Raw genomic sequence first — 16,718 nt, 5'->3', positions numbered from 1 at the left:
GCAGGAGGGAATTTAATTATTTCATTTTCCCCAGCGCCTCGTCCCAGGCGGTGTCCTTCGCGAACTTGAGCTCTTTGTAGTCCTCCGAGGGATCCGAGGGGTAGCTCGGGAGCTCTATCGTGAGGCCGTGCGCGCCAGGCTTGGAGCTTGAGTGCTCCTCGGCAATCACAGCGCCTTTTATCGCGCTCATCATCGTCTTCGCGGCGGCCTTGAGCTCTTCATCCTTCACATCCTTGCTGTTTACGAGCATCTCGGCAAAATCAAACTGGTCCTTGAAGCCGCTGAAGCTCTGCGAGGCTCTCGCCGCCTCCTGGATTGCATACTTGGGTGTATCGGTGGCGATAAGCTTCTGGGCAAAGGCATCGGTGGCCGCGGCAAGATCCTTCATCTTCGACAGATCCATGGCTGAGAGGGTGGGAAGTGTGCCCTGAAAGCCCTGTGCCTCTTCCACCACCTTCTTGGCGACCTCTTCAGGAGTGATGTCGAGCTTCTCCCTGAGGGCCCTCTGCAGGTTCTTCATGATCTTTGAGGTGAAAATCTGGGGGTACGGCCACCCGTCCGCGCCCTCGGTATTTTCAGATGCCACCATGTAGCCGGCGGAATCCTTCAGCTCATAGCCTACCTCGGTAGATGCCATGAGGCAGGCGTCAAAGCCCAGCAGGTCGATCTTCTTTCCCGTGATCTTCTCCGCTTCCTCGAGAGCCTTGTTGAGGTCAGGAGTCTTGATCCACCCGCCGTGGGAGTCATCGCTTATGGCTCCCGGCCAGCCTCCGCCGTGGTCGGAAAGAATGAGCATGTAATGTTCTGCAGGGTAGTTCTGCACTCCCCACACGATGAAGTCGGTAAGTGTTTTCGCGTCGCCCATGTTGACCTGCCCCATGTCCTGGATAACAGGGGAGGTGAGGTTGCTGGAGTCTGTTCCTTTGTTGAGATATAACCTGCGGCACCCCGCCCATTCACCGCTGATTGACGAGGGTGATTCGCCCCTGTCAAGCTGCACGAGGACATGGGTGTTCTTATCCGAGCCCACCGATTCGAGATCGATGACATCCTGCACCATGTCGCTCTCCAGGTTGTTATCCGCACCGGAGTAAAGCATTACTCCCCATTTTTTCTTGTCCCCCACGGGATTTTGCGGCTCCTGGCCAAGTGAGATGCTGTCGCTCTGTGCCTGTGCGCCTTCCTCTTTATTAACAGGCGCCTGTGAAGGGGCGGCCTGCTGCTCATAGAGAGGTGATCCTGCTGCCGGTCTTATTGTCATTGTGTTCACAACCTTTCCAAAATATCGCTCTTAAGGTATATTCCATTATAACCGGGAGAGCCCGCGGAGGGAATTAACAAAATGTTACATTACCGCTGCTACCACTTGCCGCTCTTTTCTTGCATTTTACAGGCACCTGTGCTACGATTGCGAGGAAGAAACTTCTCAAGAAGCGGGGTGCACCATGGAGATCAATGACAGGAAAAGCCTTTACGAGGGGATGTCACTAGGCAGGTTTGCCGGAGAGAGGGAAAAGGCCCTGAAAGAGTCAGGCATGAACGGGGAGAAGGTGGATTCCTTCACCCATTCGCCCCCTTCAGAGAATACCAGGGTCATGGGGAAGTCGCAGAAGCTGGGGAAAAAGCTCCTGGAGATTTTTGCCGACTCCCCGGCGAAAAAAGGCAAAGAGCCCCTGCCGGCAAGCAGCCTCTCGATGGAGGGCTATATGATCCCCGCCAATGAAGGGAAGATCACCCACATGACCCTCACTTACGGCATGACAGGCACCGCGAGGGATGGTTACATAGATGCCTTCAAGACCTTTCTCTCCCATATGCCCGACGCAAAGTTCACGGTCCTCACCTCCGGCGAGGGCGGGCGTAAAGAGCTCCAGGGATTGGTAAAGAAGTGGGCCCGCGAGGGCGCCATTGGCGACCCCGCCAGGGTCCACATCATCGACTCGGGGCAGTCCCTTTCCATATGGGCACAGGATTCGACGCTGGTGGTGGGCAACAAGGTCATCGAGCAGGACAGGGCATGGTTCCCCGGCTGGGGAGACGGCAAGGTGGCCGGTGAGCTCGCCAAGGCAAACCCCGAGCTCAAATACGAGCGGATGGAGGGCATCTTCATAGACGGCGGCAACCAGGTGGCCACAAGGGACGCCATATTTGTAGGCTCCGACGCCATCGCCTTCATGATGAGGGACATGGGAACCTACCCCGCCAAATACCAGGAGATCTCCGCCGAAAAAAGAGTGCCCCCGCCTCCCACGATGGACCAGGAGGAATGGTGCAAATCCTTCATGGACCGCACCTTCCCCCACCAGAAAGTAATCATCATCGGCCACAAGGGGCAGCAGCCGGCCTTTCATATCGACATGGCCATGACCCCCCTTGGCAAGCCTGATCCCGCCACGGGAAAGCCCGTCATTCTCGTGGGCGATCCTTCGATGGCCCTCAGGACCCTCAAGGATCTCAAGGCCAAGTCACCGGCAAAATACGAGTCCTATCAGCAGATGATGGGAGAGAAAGTGGGCTACGGCGGCAGCACTCCCCTCGACAGCCTTGTGGAGACCCTCGGCGATGATCGCGATCTGCAGCAGAACTTCGATGCCATAGCCAAGGGGCTTCAGAAAGACGGCTACAAGATTGAGAGGGTGCCCTATCTCGGCAGCTCGTCGCTTCGCAGCACTCCCTGGATCACTTATAACAATGCCGTCATTGACGGCGATAATGTCTTTGTTCCCAACTTCGCCATCCCTGAGCTTGATGATCCCGCCAACAAGGTGTACAAAAAATATGGCTATAATCCTGTCCCTATGGACATGACAGCCATCAGCTCACTGCAGGGAGCCATAAACTGCATCACCAAGGTGGCGGAGCGCCAGTACGCCTAGTGCAGGAATATCCATCGGGGAAGAGTGATGGGCGGCGCCCCGGCGTTCCCGGTGAATCCCCGTCAGGCCTTTTTCATCTCAATATCTGACAGCCGATGAGCTTTCCAGAGAGGAGCTGCCGCAGTGCCGGGTATTGAAGAAGTCCACTACACCAACAGGCTTGCCGGAGAGAAGAGCCCCTATCTTCTCCAGCATGCCCATAACCCCGTGGACTGGTATCCATGGGGCGCCGAGGCCTTCACCAAGGCAGAGCGGGAAGGGAAGGCCGTCTTTCTCTCAATCGGCTACTCTACGTGCCACTGGTGCCACGTGATGGCCCACGAGTCCTTCGAGGACAGGGAAGTGGCAGAGCTCCTCAACGACGCCTTCGTGTGCATCAAGGTGGACAGGGAGGAGCGCCCCGACATAGACGGCGTTTACATGGAAGCCTGCCAGATGATGACGGGAAGCGGCGGGTGGCCTCTCACCATCGTGATGACCCCCGACAGGCTGCCCTTTTTTGCCGCCACCTATATCCCCAGGGAGAACCGTTTCGGCAGGATGGGCCTCCTCTCCCTTATCCCGAGGCTCAGGCAGCTCTGGGTCCTGGAGCGCCCCCGGACCCTTCAGACGGCACGGGAGGTGGCCTCGGCCCTTCAAAGGGATTCCGAAAATTATCAGCCCGGCGATATCGGGGAAGAAGCCCTCGATAAGGCTTATGAGCAGCTCAGAAGATCCTATGACGCCGTCCACGGCGGTTTCGGCCGGGCGCCAAAATTCCCTTCCCCCCATAATATACTGTTTCTCCTCCGTTATCACAAGAGAAAAGGGGTGCCGGAAGCCCTCTCCATGGCCTGCGGAACCCTGGAGGCAATGCGCCGCGGAGGCATCTTTGACCACCTGGGCTTCGGCTTCCACCGCTATTCCACCGACGAGCGCTGGCTGGTGCCCCATTTTGAGAAGATGCTCTATGACCAGGCAATGCTGCTGCTGGCTTTCACGGAGGCTTTTGCCGTCACGGGAAGAGAGGAATACAGGAGGGTCTGTGACGAGGTGCTCCAGTATGTCTCAAGAGACCTGTCGGCCCCCGGGGGAGGCTTTTACTCCGCCGAGGATGCCGACAGCGAGGGCCGGGAAGGGAAATATTACCTCTGGAGCCTCGGCGAAATAAAGAAAGCGCTTGACAGTGACGAGGCAGACCTGGCAACAAAAGTCTTTTCCCTTCATGAGGGTGGCAACTTTCACGGCGAAGACGGGGAGAGGGGAGCCAACATCCTCTATCTCGCAAAGCCAATAGGCGAATATGCCCGAACTCTTGGAATCGAAGAAAGGGAGCTCACGGAGCGGATGGAGGAGCTGCGGCGGAAGCTTTTTCTTCACCGCAGGGGGAGAACTGCCCCTCACAGGGACGAAAAGATACTCACCGACTGGAATGCCCTGATGACGGGCGCCCTGGCCAGGGCGGGGAGGAGCTTCTCCGACGAGCGTTATGCCGCCGCCGCAGAGAAAGCCATGGCCTTTAGCCTGAGCCGCCTGAGAGAGCCCGGCGGCCTTCTTCTTCACCGGCACTGCGGCGGTGAATCGGCAATCCCCGCCTTTCTCGATGATTACGCATTCATGACCTGGGCCCTCGTGGAGCTTTATGAGGCAACCTCAAAGCCCTCTTATCTTGAAGAGGCCACGAGGCTCTCGCGCTTGATGAAGGAGTTCTTCAAAGACGACGAAAAGGGCGGCTTTTTCTTCACCGCCGGGGAGAGCGATGAGCTTCCTGCCAGGAAAAAAGAGATCTATGACGGTGCCGTGCCTTCGGGAAATTCGATGGCGATGCTTGCGCTTGTGAAGCTTGCCCGCCTCACCGGCGATTCATCCCTTGAGGGCGAGGCATGGTCCGTGGCAAAAACTTTCTCCCGGCGTATCAGCGAGGCTCCCATGGCCCACACCATGGCGCTTGTGGCACTTGAGTCTGCCCTGGATGCTTAAATCCAGCGTTTTCTCCTGAAATAGATCAGCATGGAGCCTGCCACGATGCAGTTCACAATCCAGAACAGCAGCAGGCCATGGTGCCACTCGAGCTCGGGAAAATGCCTGAAGTTCATGCCATACACACCGGCAAAAAAGGTGAGAGGGATGAAAATGGTGGACATGATGGTGAGGACTTTCATGATTTCATTGGTCTTGTAGCTGATGCTTGAGAGATAGGTGTCCAGCATCCCCGAGATCATGTCCCTGTACGTCTCCACGGTCTCAATGACCTGGATGGTGTGATCATACACATCGCGCAGATAGGTGCGGGTAGTTTCCTGGATGAGGGCCGATTCGCCTCTCTGGAGGCGGCTTATCACTTCTCTGAGGGGCCACACGGAGCGGTGGAGGAATATCATCTCCCTTTTCAGTATGTGGATCCCCTGGAGCGTCGCCGGTGAAGGCTTGAGCATCAGTTTTTCCTCGAGGTCCTCTATGTGATCGCCTGTTTTCTCAAGGATGACGAAGTAGTTGTCCACGATAGCGTCAACAAGGCTGTAGGCCAGGTAATCGGGGCCCATCTTCCTGATGCGCCCTTTGCAGGCCTTTATCTTCTCCCTTATGGGCTGGAAGACATCTCCCGATTTTTCCTCTTCCTGGAAAGTGATGACGAACTTTGAGCCCACCACGATGCTCACCTGCTCCTGCACTATCTCCCCTTCGCTTCCCGGTGAGAGCATCTTGAGCACAAGGTAGAGGTACTCATCAAAATCCTCGACCTTGGCCCGCTCCGTGGGATTCGAGATATCCTCAATGATAAGGGGGTGGATGGCAAAGTGCTTTCCCAGTTTTTCCAGCACCTCGGCGTTGTTGATGGCATCTACGTTGATCCATGTCACCGTTGAGGTGTCGCTGTAGGGGAACGCATCCTCGATAGCATGGGTCTCCCTGATTTCCAGGTGCTGCTCATCGTAGTCTATTATGGTGATTTTAAGCGGGGAGGAGGCTTCAGTGCCCTGCGGTGATTTCTGTGCCTCTTTGGCACCCATGAGCTTCCTGGTTTTTTTCCCTTTGAGTCTCTTCATGGCACCGACTTCCTCCCGGCCTTGAACAGGATGGTAGATATCACTTTTACAGCAGGGGTTCTTTTACCTTTTTCCGATGGAGGAAAAAAAGGGAGCTCACCCCACCAAGGAATAGCGGGGAGAGTGGAGAATCTCCCTTTTAACGGCAGGTGTCCATTGAAAATTCTCCTTGTTGCCAATGATATAGATTCCGAGACTTACTTCAGCGAGATGGCCGTGCCCATGGGGCTCTGTTACCTTGCCTCGTACACGGGGGCTTATCTCGAAAGCCCTGCAGAGTTCAGGATTGTCAAGGGCGATGAGCCTTTCAATGCCTCTGACTATGATATTGTGGGGATTTCCTCGAATACCTTTCATTTCCAGAGGGCCTGCCAGCTCGCAGAGAAGGTGAAGCGGGAAAGCCAGGCTCCCGTCATCGTGGGGGGGCCCCATGTGACAGCCCTTCCTCACCGCCTTCCCTCATGCTTTGATGCCGGTGTCGTCGGTGAGGGCGAGGAGCCGTTCCTGGCGCTGGTGAAGCTTTTCAGGGAAGCGGGAAGCCTTCCTGCGGGGAAACTTGACGGGATTGCCGGTATTGCCTACCATGAGGGGGGAACCGTAAAGATGACCCCGCGCCCCCCCTTGATTTCGCCCCTTGAGCGCATCCCCTTCCCGCAGAGAGAGCTTTTTGACCTCTCCGGCAAGATGAAGCAGCTCTTCAGCGGCCGCGGGTGCCCCTGCCGCTGCCATTTCTGTGCCACCCCCGACAGCCACTACAGGAAATTCCCGGTTCCCTACACCATCAAGGAGATCTTTGAGCTCAAGCACCTTTACCACACGGGCGGCATTGTGTTCCAGGATGATTCCTTCACCATGCACAAGGGGTGGGTACGGGAGTTCGTCTCAGCCTTCACGGAGGCGGGCCTTCACCGGGAGCTCTCCTCCTTCATCAACCTGAGAGCCGATCTCATCGACGAGGAGATGGCGGACCTTCTCAAGGCCATGAACGTCAGGCTGGTCTATATCGGAATCGAGTCGGGATCCCGGAAGGTGCTGGATTATCTCAAGAATGGCAGAATCAGTGTAAAGCAGGTGCAGCGGGCCATCGATCTCTGCGTGGCGAGGGACATGCAGGTCGAAGGATCCTTTATCCTCGGCTCTCCCTGTGAAAGCGAGGCAGAGCTCAAGGAGACCTTTAATTTCATCAGGGACAACTACGACGAAGGGAAGCTTGATCTTGTCAATCTTTTTCTTCTCGTGCCTTTCCCCGGGAGCGCCCTTTTCCGGGAGACCATGCAGAGGGGGCTCGTGAAAGAGGAGATGAACTGGCGCAGGCTCGCCTCCATGCCGCTCATGCAGTTCAACCCCAGGAATTACCTCTATCTGAACAGTGAAGCCATCGAGAGAAAGAAGTTCATTGAATACGTGGTCCACTTCCAGCGGCTCATGCACACCCTGAACATGCACGGGGTGAAGAGGCTCAAGGAGAATGTCTATGGCCCCATGGGTGTGGAGGGGATATAAAAAGGAGGAGAAATAGCTTTCTCCTCCTTGGTTCCGATCAAAATCCTTACTATATCGAGTAGTCGCGCCTTCCAGGCTCCTCCATCTTGAGCGCCACGGGAGCCCCTGCAGCTTTCACTTCTTTAGGGGCCTGCGCATCGGGCTTTTCTGCGGGAGGCTTCTGATCTCCTCCGTTGTTCTGGCCAGCCGGCTTGTCCTCCTTGTCGAGGCTCAGCTTCGAGAGGCCCTGGCCTGCAAAGCGGAGGGCATGCCACGCGCCCGCTATGATGTCGCCTATGACTGCGGCGACCGCGAAATAGGAGGCGCCCGGGAGAGGTGTTCTTGCCACAATCGGGCTTGCTATGGCGAGGAGTCCTGCCACATCGGTGGCGATATGGCCGTAGTCCACCAGCTTGTCGGCTGTCGTGGCTGCCCCATCCCTTTTGGTCTTGATGGCCTTATGGACATCGATGGCAGTGAGGACCGTTCTCACCACGGGGTAGAGGCCTGCGCCGAGCACAGGTCTTATCTCCTCCGGGAGCATCCTCTCCACGGAGTTCTTTGATATCTCAAGCGATTCCCTGAAGGCGAAAGAGGGATCCTGCTCCACGAGGGCTCTTCCCGTCCTGAACACGGCGCGCGTCGCATCGGCCGAGACCTGCTTGAACTTGTCCCAGCCGTCGGGACCTTCCTTGGATATGATGACCTTGTCGCCATCCATGCTGATGGTGACTTTTTCACCGGCCTTGAGGTTGTTGCCGACGCCGAGGATGGGCTGGGCAAGCTTGGCCATGTCTACGCCTGGAGGACTTTCCTTGGCTTCATCTCCTGAAGGCTTTGCGGGAGCTGGAGAAGATTGAGGCGGCGTGTAGGTTCTTGTGACAGGGATGGTGTTGTCCATATATAGTTCCTCCCATAATAATCTCATCTTCATTATGTCATGAAGAGCGTAAAAAATCAATTAACAATTTATTAACACATGGATCATTTTTTTGGGGATTTCTTCATGGCTTCAATCTCTTTTAGCTTTTCAACGGGCCAGTTGGCCATGGGAGCGAGGGTGAGCCACTCGCGGAGGTATTTTTCGGCATTTTGATATTCTCCCAGCTCCCAGTAGCTGTGGGCAATCCTGCTCACGACCCAGATCTCCTTGAGGGCCACGTTGTCCATCGAGGAGCTCTGCCTCCAGAGGGGAAGGGCCTGGAGCAGGTAGGGGATGGCTTCACGGTATTTTTTCTCCTGGTAGAGGATATACCCTGTCTCCCAGAGGAGCTCAAAGCTCTGGGGATTGTGCTCGATGCCCTCATGGAGGAAATTGAGGGCTTCGTCAGGCTTTTTCAGGTTCACCGCCAGGTGATAGCCCCCGAAGTCATAGGCCTGGACGAAGTGGGGGTCCAGCAGCGTCACGAGCCTGATGAGAGGCATGAGGGGCTCGTTCTGCCTCCAGTCCTTCTGCGTGAATTCGTACTCATGATGATAAAACTCCGTCTTGAGCCAGATAAAAGCCGCCAGGGTGTAACGGAGCTCGCCAAGGAGGGAGAGGAGCATCTGTGTTGAGCTGCTCCCGGCCTGGATTCTGTTCTGCACAAGCTGCATGGATTCAAGGCGGGCCCCGATTACGGCGCAGAAGACCAGCAGGACGATAAGGGCAGCTATCTTTTTATTCATTGCGGGTGCTCTTTCTTTTTCTTAAAGGCTCTTTTAAGAGCGGGAAAAGAGAGGTAAAGATAGCACAGGCCGGCAAAGAGGAGAGGCCAGAGCGTTTTTTTCCAGAGGAGGGGGAGCACCTCATTGAACCGCCATGGCTCGGCAAAGTATTCCCCGCATACGTCGCACTCCTCTTCCTCTTCACCGTGGCCGTGGGTCTTGTACACCTGGGAAAGAGTGGCGTCGTCGTCGGTGACCTTTCCCGAATCGCCGGGAGAAGGGGCGGTCTCATGGTGATGGTGGGAGGTGCGCTCCTTATAGGCTTTCAGCTCGTCGATGGTCTGTGCCCCCGCAGGCGCCGCGGCGAGGAAAAAAACTACGGCGGCCAGTATGAAAAGTGGGTGCAGAGCCTGTCTTCCCATGGCGCGCCTCACAGGTCCTTTTTCTCGAATATGATGAGAGTAATCATCATGACCGCCACAAGGTAGGCAACGCCATAAGCGATGGCAGTGAGCATGTACCCTGGAATGAGGGCATGGCCATGGACGACGGCGTTTTTGATATTGAATACGTCAAATTTGGGAAGGAGTATCTTGAAATATCTCAGGAAGCTCCAGAAGAGGGGAGGGAGCTTGGCCTGAAGGTATCCCATGTAGGCATAGGAGATGTTTCCCACCATGAACAGGAAAAGGGTTGCCGAGATGGCAAGCGGATATGATGAGATGAGAGAGAAGAGCATCATGAAGGCTCCAATGAGCCCGCACTGCAGGATAATCAGCACCACTGCCTTCAGCACCTCGAAGTTCCATGAGTTCTCATGGGGAAAGAGGACCACCATGAGCTCAAGCCCCAGCACGAAAAGGTTCACCGCGATGAGGGAGTAGATTCCCAGGAACTTCCCCCAGAGATAGGTGGCCCTGGTGATAGGCTGGGCCAGTATGGGATAGATGGTCCTGTTTTCTATCTCCCCGGGGACGGCGTTCATGAAGAGGCTTATGGTGAAGAGAAGGCCGAAAAAGCTTATTCCGAAGAGGGAAAGATCCTTCATGATGGTGACCTGCGCGCCAAGGCCGAAAGAGGTGAAGAACGATGAAAAGGCCACAAGTATGAGCGAAAGAAAAAGAAGGATATAGAATATCTTTTTCCTGAGGCTCTCCTCAATGGTCATTGAGGCAATCGAGAGAGTTTTCAGGATGCTCACTCCTCTTTTCCTCCCTTGGTGATGATGTCAAAGAAGATCTCCTCAAGGCTTCCCGGCCCCGGTATCACTTCCACAAGCTGCCCTCCCCTCTCAAGGAGGAGCTTGAGCAGCTCAGGAACGTCCTTCTCTTCCACGACCATTTTTTTCGTGTGGTTTTCCGTTTTTTCCACGGTGATCTTCCGCGAAGCGAGGGCTTCTTCAAAGGCGGGCTCCCCACCCGTGTATCTGATGGTATACACTTTCCTCCCCTGTTCCAGGAAGTGCGAGAGGGGGGCGCATTGAAGCATGGTCCCCCGGTGGATGATACCTATCATGTCGCAGATTCTCTCCACTTCGGAAAGATGGTGGGAGCTCAGGAAAATGGTGATGCCCCTCGCTTTGAGGCGCATGATGACATCCTTGACCTCTTTTCTCCCGATGGGATCGAGTCCCGACGTGGGCTCGTCCAGGATGAGAAGGGGCGGATCACCTATGAGGGCGAGGGCGATGCCGAAGCGCTGCAGCATCCCCTTTGAATACTCCCTGAGCCGTGTCCTCCCCCTTTGCGCCAGGCCTACTAGCTCAAGATACTCTTTTATTCTCTGCCTTCTTTTTTCTCTCCCGATCCCCCTGAGGGCACCGTAAAAGTGAAGAAGGTTTTCCGCCTCCATGAAGCTGTAATAATAGGCAATCTCAGAAAGGTAGCCGATCTTTTCTTTTGAAGCCACTGTAGCGATTGGCTCCTCGAATATGGAGGCCTCGCCTGAAGTGGGGCTGATAAGGCCCATAAGCACCTTGATGGTGGTGGTCTTGCCGGCGCCGTTAGGACCGATAAACCCGAAGACATGCCCTTCTTCAACATGAAGGTCGAGCTCTTTCAGGGCGCTCAGCTTCTTTTTGCCTGACCGGTATATCTTTGAGAGCCCATGGGTCTCTATTGCCAATTTTCCCATAGTGTTGCCCGCTTTTACTTCAGATTTCAAGGCTTCCAGTCGCTGTTTGAAGGATCGTCAGACTCAGATGATTCATCCATGATTTTCTGGAATTTCTTATGGTCATCTTTTTTCTTCTTTTTCTTGGTTTCTTCTTCGATGAAATCAATGACATATCCCTCGATGGGAGCCATGATGTTTGAGGGAAGCTCACCCTGCAGGGTCTTGTCAAGGTGCTCCAGAAGCCTGAGGCGGTTCTGCTCTGTAATCTCCACAAACTCCATCCACCCTTTTTTCCTTCCCAGGGTGATCTCCTTGATAAAGAGAATTTTTGCCGATACCTCTATGGGGGGCTGTCCCTGGGCGATAAAGAAGCGCAGGGGGAACTCTTCTCCCTCGGGGAACTCGTAATCACTTGTAAACTCAAAGCCCTGAGGGCCAAGGGTGAGCAGGTAGGCATAGAAGGGGACCCACTCGTCGTGCCTCATTATCTGGAGATTTATCATCTTGTTGGGCTTGATGATTCTTTTTGAGGTATCAATGGAGTATTTTGCCACGAAATTCTCTATGATATTCAGCGCTTTCTGCGAAAGGGCGATGAACTTGAGCCCCATGGCATTCATGTAGCCTACTACCTGGCGGTGCCACACTTTCTCCACGGCGAATTCCACGGCCTCCTCATCAAGGTAAAGCCTCAGGATGAAGGCTCTGTGGTCGGGGAAGGCAAGCTCCGTCATCACCTTCATGCCTCCCCTGCTGATGTCCACTATGTAGAGATAGCATTTCTGAGGGTCGTCTATGAGAATTTCAGCGGGAAATGTCTTCTTGAGGCTTATCTTTTTTCTTGCCTCGGTGCGGCGCTCCTCGTAATTCCATAATTCCTGCCCTGTTGATTCTTCCGTCACAAAGCACCTCATGTCGTCGTGATAAAGATCCTCTATAGTAATTCTCCCCTAGGGAGCGCAACCCTTCTCACAGGAAAGCATGTCAATTTCTCCCGAAAGTGCTTCCAAGAGAGAGAATTATCTCTTTTGACGATTTTTCCTTGCTTTCCTCAATGGCCAGATTTCTCATCTCCCGGAGCTCATGAAGAGATTTGGGCCCCCCGTACCCCTGGCGCAGAAGCATTTCAGGGCTTGCAACTATAAGGGGTGCCAAGCTCTGGGCGGCGGTGAATTTTTTCAGCCGCACCAGCGTCTCGCTCTCATAGATCGCTTCAAAGTCCCATGTAACGAAGATATCGCATTTTTCACAGAGGGCACAGGCAAGGTGAATGGCTTCAAAGACGGAGAGGGAAGGGACGATTTCCTGCTCCGCCAGCAGTGCCGCCATGGTGATATGGCTGTCCCTGAGGTCGGTTTTCACGATCTTCTTCTTGTCCATGATCGACGGGAGGCATTTCGCGAGCATGGGAGGAGCTTTTTTTATCTCTGCCTCGTAAATAGCGGAAATCATCAGCTCGGCAGCGACAGTCGAGAGCTTTTCGTACATCTCGACGGTCCTGTCCTTCTTGTACGGCTCGCTGTCGGCCAGCAGATAAAGGATCGCTGATGTTTCGATATACAGTTTCACCTGAGGCCTCCCGGAGACGCTTCACCAGCCGGTAAGGCTGAGGATTTACTGGCCCCTGGCAGCCTGCCTGGCAAAATGCTCCTTCAGCTTCTGAACATAATGCGGGCCGGGATCATAGCATCTCTTGTCCGGTGAATAAAAGTCCGGATAATCACTGTCACCGAATTCCGTATACTCGGGGACAGCCGATTTTCCCTGGGCCACTTCGCAATGCCCGTAAATCTTGCTGATCGGTATGGAAAATTTCTTCATCAGCTCAGAGAGAAGGGCGAGGAGCGCTTTCTTCTGCAGAGAGTTCTCCAGAAGCTCCTGGCTTGTGGCACCCAGGAGCTCGATGGTGAGGGCCTGATGGTTGACGCCATAGGCCCCTTTCGAGCGCACGTTCAGGGGGAGGGTCTGGGTGATGATACCGTTCCTGTCGATGATGAAATGGGCTGAAAGATGGCCGTAAAGGAGGCCCTCATCACCCTCGTCATAAAGGGAGCCCCTGTAGAACATGTCCCACACCGGCTCCAGGGTGGGCGAATAGGTGGAGCGCAGCACTATCATTTTTGGCGTGAGTACCATGGTTCTCTCATTGTAATGAATGTCGGAATATTCTTCATATTCATCTTTCCATTGTTCATAGGGGAGCAGTTTCTGCCTGATCGAGGAGATCGAGAGATACGCGGGGTTTTCTTGCTGTTTCGCCCTGGGAGGCTTGGTCGCTTTTTTGTCTTTAGGCGGGTACTTATCTTTCTGCACGGCTTTTTTCCCGGCCGTGGCCTTTGGTTTCACCTCAATTTTCAAAGAGCCGTCGGGGCTCAGGTAGTTTATAGTCTCCTGGGTGGTTTTCGGCCGGGCCGTGGCGTCCTGCGAGCCGCTTCTCTGGTATGACGAGTTTGCGTCATTGGTTTTCAGGTTTTTGATATTCTCGTTTTTATACACCGGGCCGCCTGTGCCGTCAAGGGGGACTGTCCCGGAGGAGCGGGCGGGAGCCACGGGCTTTCTAGGCGCAGGTGCGCTCTTCTGGACAGCTTTGAGAGCCTCTATGTCCTTGTTGGTATATTCATTGGCACGCAGGGGGGAAAGGGAAAAAAGCATCAACAACAGCATAATTACTATCCTGACCCTCACCGTGGCACCTCCTGTCATTGATTATGGCTCCTTTCTCCACCCGCTTTTCTTTTCCTCTTTTCAGAGGGAGCGCCCGAAGCCGATAAAGCAGACTCCCAGGATGATGAAAAAGATTCCCATCCATTTCCAGGTATTCATCTTTTCCTTGAGAAAGGCTATGGAGAGCATGATGACCCATATATAACTTGTGGCGACAAAGGGATAGAGCACTGAGACCTCGGCATGCTTGATGGCGAAGAGAAAAGGCACCGACGAGAGAAGGTAGAGAAAGCCTCCGAGGAGGAGCCTCCAGTTTGTGAGGATTTTAAGCGGATTCAAGGAAAAGTCCTTTGCAGCAAGCTTGAAAAGCAGTGCTCCGCAGGCCCCGATCAGGGTGCCGAAAATTACCAGTCCGATTGCCGCACAAAGGCTCATGACTTCTCTCTTCCGTGATCAGCTGTTTTCTGCTTTGCTCCCGATGCCTATGAAGGTGACTCCCAGAATGATTATGACCACGCCGATCCATTTGTAATGGTTCATGTGCTCTGGCACGGGAAGAAGCCTGGTGGCAAATATCGAGACCCATACATAACTCAGGGCCAGAAAGGGGTAGAGGATTGAGAGCTCGCCCTTCTTGAGGGCATAGACCAGCAGGATTGCCCCGATGCCATAGAGGCTCAGGCCTTCCCAGAGGGGGATATTCCTGATGAGCGCCCCGAGGTCAAGCGAAAACGTCTGGGAGGCGATCTTATAGCACACCTGCGCATAGGAAATGAGAAAGGTGCAGATGACTACCATAAAAATGGCGGAAGGCCTGGTTTTCATATCTTTATCCTCGCAGAGTAAACCTTGGAATTCTCCCTCCGGGGAAGAACTCCTCTCTGTCCCGGCGCCTCTTAGAAAAACATTTTCAAGGAGGGATTGGTGCCCGGGAGAGATAATATTTCCCTGGCAGGAGACAGGAATCCCCTTTCCGGAGAAGAAGCGTGAGGACCCCGCCATGAGCATAGAACCTCAAGATGCCCCCTGCGGCTTTATCAGGATTTTTATCGGAAGCGGGCAGGGGAAGAGTCATGCCGCCCTGGGCCTCGCTTTCAGGGCCGTGGCGTACGGTATGAAGTCCCATGTAATCCAGTTCCTGAAGTCCAACTCCTCCAGCGAGCCTCTCTCGCAGGTTGAGAAGCAGCTCCCCCTTTTCAAAATTGACAGTTTCGGCCAGCACTGCCCCTTTGGGGACCTTCTCAACAACGGCCTCATCAACTGTAAAGAGTGCAGGAAGTGCTATGTGAGCCCCAGGAACACCCGGCAGATGGACAGGGAGTTCGCCGAGCTCGCCTTCGAGATGGCCCAGGGCGTGGCCAGATCAGGAGAATATCAGGTCCTGGTCCTCGACGAGGTGCTGAGAGCCATTGAATACGGGCTGCTTGAAAGCGGCGAGCTCGCCGGCTTTCTCAAAGACAAGCCCCGGAACCTGGAAATCATCCTTACCGGCCCTGGGGCGCCTGATGAAATAGTGAAGCTCTCCCATGTGGTCACCTATTTCATGCCGGTGAAAAGGCCTCTCGGCCAGGAAATGAAGCCCCGCCGGGGGATAGACTTTTAAGAGGGGGCGTTCTGAAAAAAATCTATCTTGAAGCGCTTGAGGTATTTTTTCAGCAGGCTCTCGAAGTGCGGATGGCAGGTGAGGTGGCGGAAAGGCCCTTTGAAGATCGTCACGAGAGCCCTTTTTTCGATAAACTCTCTTAAGGGATCCTGGGCTGAAAGGAACGAGGAGAGACGCTCTTTTTCTGCGGAAAAATAGACTGAGTCCTCGCGGGAGTGAAGGTCCCCGCCATGATGAAGGCTCCATGCCAGCCCGATTTCTCCAAAATACTGTCCGGGCTTCAGAGTGATTTCCAGGGGGGAGTCCTTCAGAGGCACCACCGCGAGGGTTCCCCTGGCAAGCACTATGAAGTGCTGTGCACCGTTGGCATTGTAGCGGCGGCTTTCCCCCTTTTTCAGCTCCTGGCGGGAAAAGAGTGCTTTCAGGGAGTCATGATCCCCGGGGGTGACGAAGTGAAGAATTCCCGACTGTTCCAATGCTTTTCCCAGAAGGTCCGCGTCTGACTGTTCCTCCTGCGGTCCCGGCGCTTCCGGTTCCGGGAAGGCCGGCGCTTCCGCGGTATGAATCTCTGCAGGTGGAGCCTCTGCGGCCGGCGCTTCTGCAGCAAGCGCCTCCAGAGACGGGATCTCACCGGCAGGTATTTCCAGGGACGGGACCTCCGGCGCAGGCGCAGCGGTCTCAGCTTCGGGGACTGCAGGGAGCGGTTCCATGGCTTTGCCGGTAAACATGTCAAAATCTATGGCAGGGAGGTCGTCGATGAGGGCCGCCGTGTCTATGGCATCAAGAAGGGCCTGTTTTTCCTTCTCCATCGAAGAGTCTTCATCAACTTCCGCGCCAATCTCGCTCTTCTGGGTCCTGGTCTGCTGCATCCTGCTCTTTGCGATGGCTTCCAGGGCCTGCCTCACTTCGGGCTTCACCGCGAAGAACTCGTTGAAGTTCCGCAGGTCAAGGAAGAAGAGGAGCGTGTCATCTTCTTCCGCGTAGCAGTCAGCGATGCGGGGGCGGCTATAAAGCACCGATATCTCTCCGACAAAGCTGCCGGCTTCGAGGACGGCTATCGTTTTTTCCTGTCCGTCCTCTCCGGTAATCCTTACCGATACTTTCCCCGCCCCGATTATGAAGAAGAAAAGCCCTTTCTGGCCTCGCCAGAGGATTTTCTGGCCTGTCCTGAAAAGCCGGTCCTTGAAGGCATCTTTGAAGCTCTCGTAGTCCGCCTCGTCAAAATGGCGGGAAAACTCCTGCATTTTTATCGCGTCAACAAGCTTCTGATAGAATTCAAGCCGCATGAATAGTGATCCCCGCTCA

The 16,718-nt window shown here is 54.7% G+C and carries 17 protein-coding genes; 4 read left to right on the top strand and 13 right to left on the bottom strand.

The features are described from left to right. Positions 1-16 precede the first annotated feature (16 nt). The gene (locus RDV48_11540) at positions 17-1,261 is read right to left on the bottom strand and encodes a clostripain-related cysteine peptidase (protein MDQ7823420.1); all 1,245 of its coding nucleotides are present in this window, start codon (positions 1,259-1,261) and stop codon (positions 17-19) included. 184 nt (positions 1,262-1,445) lie between these two features. Between RDV48_11540 and RDV48_11535 the strand changes: the two genes are divergently transcribed. Beyond that, a complete protein-coding gene (locus tag RDV48_11535) occupies positions 1,446-2,876 on the top strand; it encodes a hypothetical protein (protein ID MDQ7823419.1) in 1,431 nt (476 codons plus the stop codon). Between the two features lie 123 nt (positions 2,877-2,999). Beyond that, a complete protein-coding gene (locus RDV48_11530; protein MDQ7823418.1) occupies positions 3,000-4,835 on the top strand; it encodes a thioredoxin domain-containing protein in 1,836 nt (611 codons plus the stop codon). Here the strand turns inward: RDV48_11530 and corA are convergent. Further along, the gene (corA, locus tag RDV48_11525) at positions 4,832-5,902 is read right to left on the bottom strand and encodes a magnesium/cobalt transporter CorA (protein MDQ7823417.1); all 1,071 of its coding nucleotides are present in this window, start codon (positions 5,900-5,902) and stop codon (positions 4,832-4,834) included. The two genes, RDV48_11530 and corA, sit on opposite strands and share 4 nt — an antisense overlap. A gap of 123 nt (positions 5,903-6,025) precedes the next feature. Here corA and RDV48_11520 point away from each other — a divergent pair, with 123 nt between their 5' ends. Next, positions 6,026-7,405, top strand: coding sequence for a radical SAM protein (locus tag RDV48_11520; GenBank protein ID MDQ7823416.1), 1,380 nt, complete (start codon positions 6,026-6,028; stop codon positions 7,403-7,405). A gap of 49 nt (positions 7,406-7,454) precedes the next feature. Here RDV48_11520 and RDV48_11515 read toward each other — a convergent pair whose 3' ends face one another. The 10 genes from RDV48_11515 to RDV48_11470 all read right to left on the bottom strand — a co-directional run bounded on the left by RDV48_11515 (position 7,455) and on the right by RDV48_11470 (position 14,635). After that, on the bottom strand, positions 7,455-8,285 hold the full coding sequence (locus tag RDV48_11515; protein MDQ7823415.1) for a hypothetical protein: 831 nt from the start codon (positions 8,283-8,285) through the stop codon (positions 7,455-7,457). Positions 8,286-8,368: 83 nt separating this feature from the next. Beyond that, entirely contained in the window at positions 8,369-9,052 is a 684-nt protein-coding gene (locus tag RDV48_11510) for a tetratricopeptide repeat protein (protein MDQ7823414.1), read from the bottom strand. Next, a complete protein-coding gene (locus tag RDV48_11505; GenBank protein ID MDQ7823413.1) occupies positions 9,049-9,453 on the bottom strand; it encodes a hypothetical protein in 405 nt (134 codons plus the stop codon). The genes RDV48_11510 and RDV48_11505 overlap by 4 nt, the downstream gene beginning before the upstream one ends. A gap of 8 nt (positions 9,454-9,461) precedes the next feature. Next, positions 9,462-10,232, bottom strand: coding sequence for an ABC transporter permease (locus RDV48_11500; GenBank protein ID MDQ7823412.1), 771 nt, complete (start codon positions 10,230-10,232; stop codon positions 9,462-9,464). Further along, complete coding sequence (locus RDV48_11495) at positions 10,229-11,164, bottom strand: ABC transporter ATP-binding protein (GenBank protein ID MDQ7823411.1); 936 nt, start codon at positions 11,162-11,164, stop codon at positions 10,229-10,231. Before RDV48_11495 ends, RDV48_11500 begins: the two co-directional genes overlap by 4 nt. 26 nt (positions 11,165-11,190) lie before the next feature. Next, positions 11,191-12,048 (bottom strand): PilZ domain-containing protein, encoded by an 858-nt coding sequence (locus tag RDV48_11490; protein MDQ7823410.1) that lies wholly within the window; start codon positions 12,046-12,048, stop codon positions 11,191-11,193. Positions 12,049-12,130: 82 nt separating this feature from the next. Further along, positions 12,131-12,715, bottom strand: coding sequence for a hypothetical protein (locus RDV48_11485; GenBank protein ID MDQ7823409.1), 585 nt, complete (start codon positions 12,713-12,715; stop codon positions 12,131-12,133). Between the two features lie 45 nt (positions 12,716-12,760). Next, the gene (locus RDV48_11480) at positions 12,761-13,849 is read right to left on the bottom strand and encodes a peptidoglycan recognition family protein (GenBank protein ID MDQ7823408.1); all 1,089 of its coding nucleotides are present in this window, start codon (positions 13,847-13,849) and stop codon (positions 12,761-12,763) included. Positions 13,850-13,891: 42 nt separating this feature from the next. Continuing rightward, a complete protein-coding gene (locus RDV48_11475; GenBank protein ID MDQ7823407.1) occupies positions 13,892-14,245 on the bottom strand; it encodes an EamA family transporter in 354 nt (117 codons plus the stop codon). Between the two features lie 18 nt (positions 14,246-14,263). Then, entirely contained in the window at positions 14,264-14,635 is a 372-nt protein-coding gene (locus tag RDV48_11470; protein ID MDQ7823406.1) for a hypothetical protein, read from the bottom strand. A gap of 175 nt (positions 14,636-14,810) precedes the next feature. On the opposite strand from RDV48_11470, the gene RDV48_11465 reads away from it, so the two are divergent. Then, a complete protein-coding gene (locus RDV48_11465; protein ID MDQ7823405.1) occupies positions 14,811-15,413 on the top strand; it encodes a cob(I)yrinic acid a,c-diamide adenosyltransferase in 603 nt (200 codons plus the stop codon). Here the strand turns inward: RDV48_11465 and RDV48_11460 are convergent. Then, positions 15,410-16,699 (bottom strand): cyclic nucleotide-binding domain-containing protein, encoded by a 1,290-nt coding sequence (locus RDV48_11460; GenBank protein MDQ7823404.1) that lies wholly within the window; start codon positions 16,697-16,699, stop codon positions 15,410-15,412. The two genes, RDV48_11465 and RDV48_11460, sit on opposite strands and share 4 nt — an antisense overlap. Positions 16,700-16,718: the final 19 nt, after the last annotated feature.

Source organism: Candidatus Eremiobacterota bacterium (assembly GCA_031082125.1).
Taxonomy (GTDB): Bacteria; Vulcanimicrobiota; CADAWZ01; order CADAWZ01; family Ess09-12; genus Ess09-12.
The sequence above is the reverse complement of the archived record's forward strand: the minus strand, read 5'-3'. Positions and strand labels throughout refer to the sequence as shown.

Bases quoted from the DNA above. Each gene is read 5' to 3' on its own strand.
- RDV48_11540 (MDQ7823420.1), bottom strand. From the start codon at position 1,261: ATGACAATAAGACCGGCAGCAGGATCACCTCTCTATGAGCAGCAGGCC.
- RDV48_11535 (MDQ7823419.1), top strand. From the start codon at position 1,446: ATGGAGATCAATGACAGGAAAAGCCTTTACGAGGGGATGTCACTAGGC.
- corA (MDQ7823417.1), bottom strand. From the start codon at position 5,902: ATGAAGAGACTCAAAGGGAAAAAAACCAGGAAGCTCATGGGTGCCAAA.
- RDV48_11515 (MDQ7823415.1), bottom strand. From the start codon at position 8,285: ATGGACAACACCATCCCTGTCACAAGAACCTACACGCCGCCTCAATCT.
- RDV48_11510 (MDQ7823414.1), bottom strand. From the start codon at position 9,052: ATGAATAAAAAGATAGCTGCCCTTATCGTCCTGCTGGTCTTCTGCGCC.
- RDV48_11505 (MDQ7823413.1), bottom strand. From the start codon at position 9,453: ATGGGAAGACAGGCTCTGCACCCACTTTTCATACTGGCCGCCGTAGTT.
- RDV48_11495 (MDQ7823411.1), bottom strand. From the start codon at position 11,164: ATGGGAAAATTGGCAATAGAGACCCATGGGCTCTCAAAGATATACCGG.
- RDV48_11480 (MDQ7823408.1), bottom strand. From the start codon at position 13,849: ATGACAGGAGGTGCCACGGTGAGGGTCAGGATAGTAATTATGCTGTTG.
- RDV48_11475 (MDQ7823407.1), bottom strand. From the start codon at position 14,245: ATGAGCCTTTGTGCGGCAATCGGACTGGTAATTTTCGGCACCCTGATC.
- RDV48_11470 (MDQ7823406.1), bottom strand. From the start codon at position 14,635: ATGAAAACCAGGCCTTCCGCCATTTTTATGGTAGTCATCTGCACCTTT.
- RDV48_11465 (MDQ7823405.1), top strand. From the start codon at position 14,811: ATGAGCATAGAACCTCAAGATGCCCCCTGCGGCTTTATCAGGATTTTT.
- RDV48_11460 (MDQ7823404.1), bottom strand. From the start codon at position 16,699: ATGCGGCTTGAATTCTATCAGAAGCTTGTTGACGCGATAAAAATGCAG.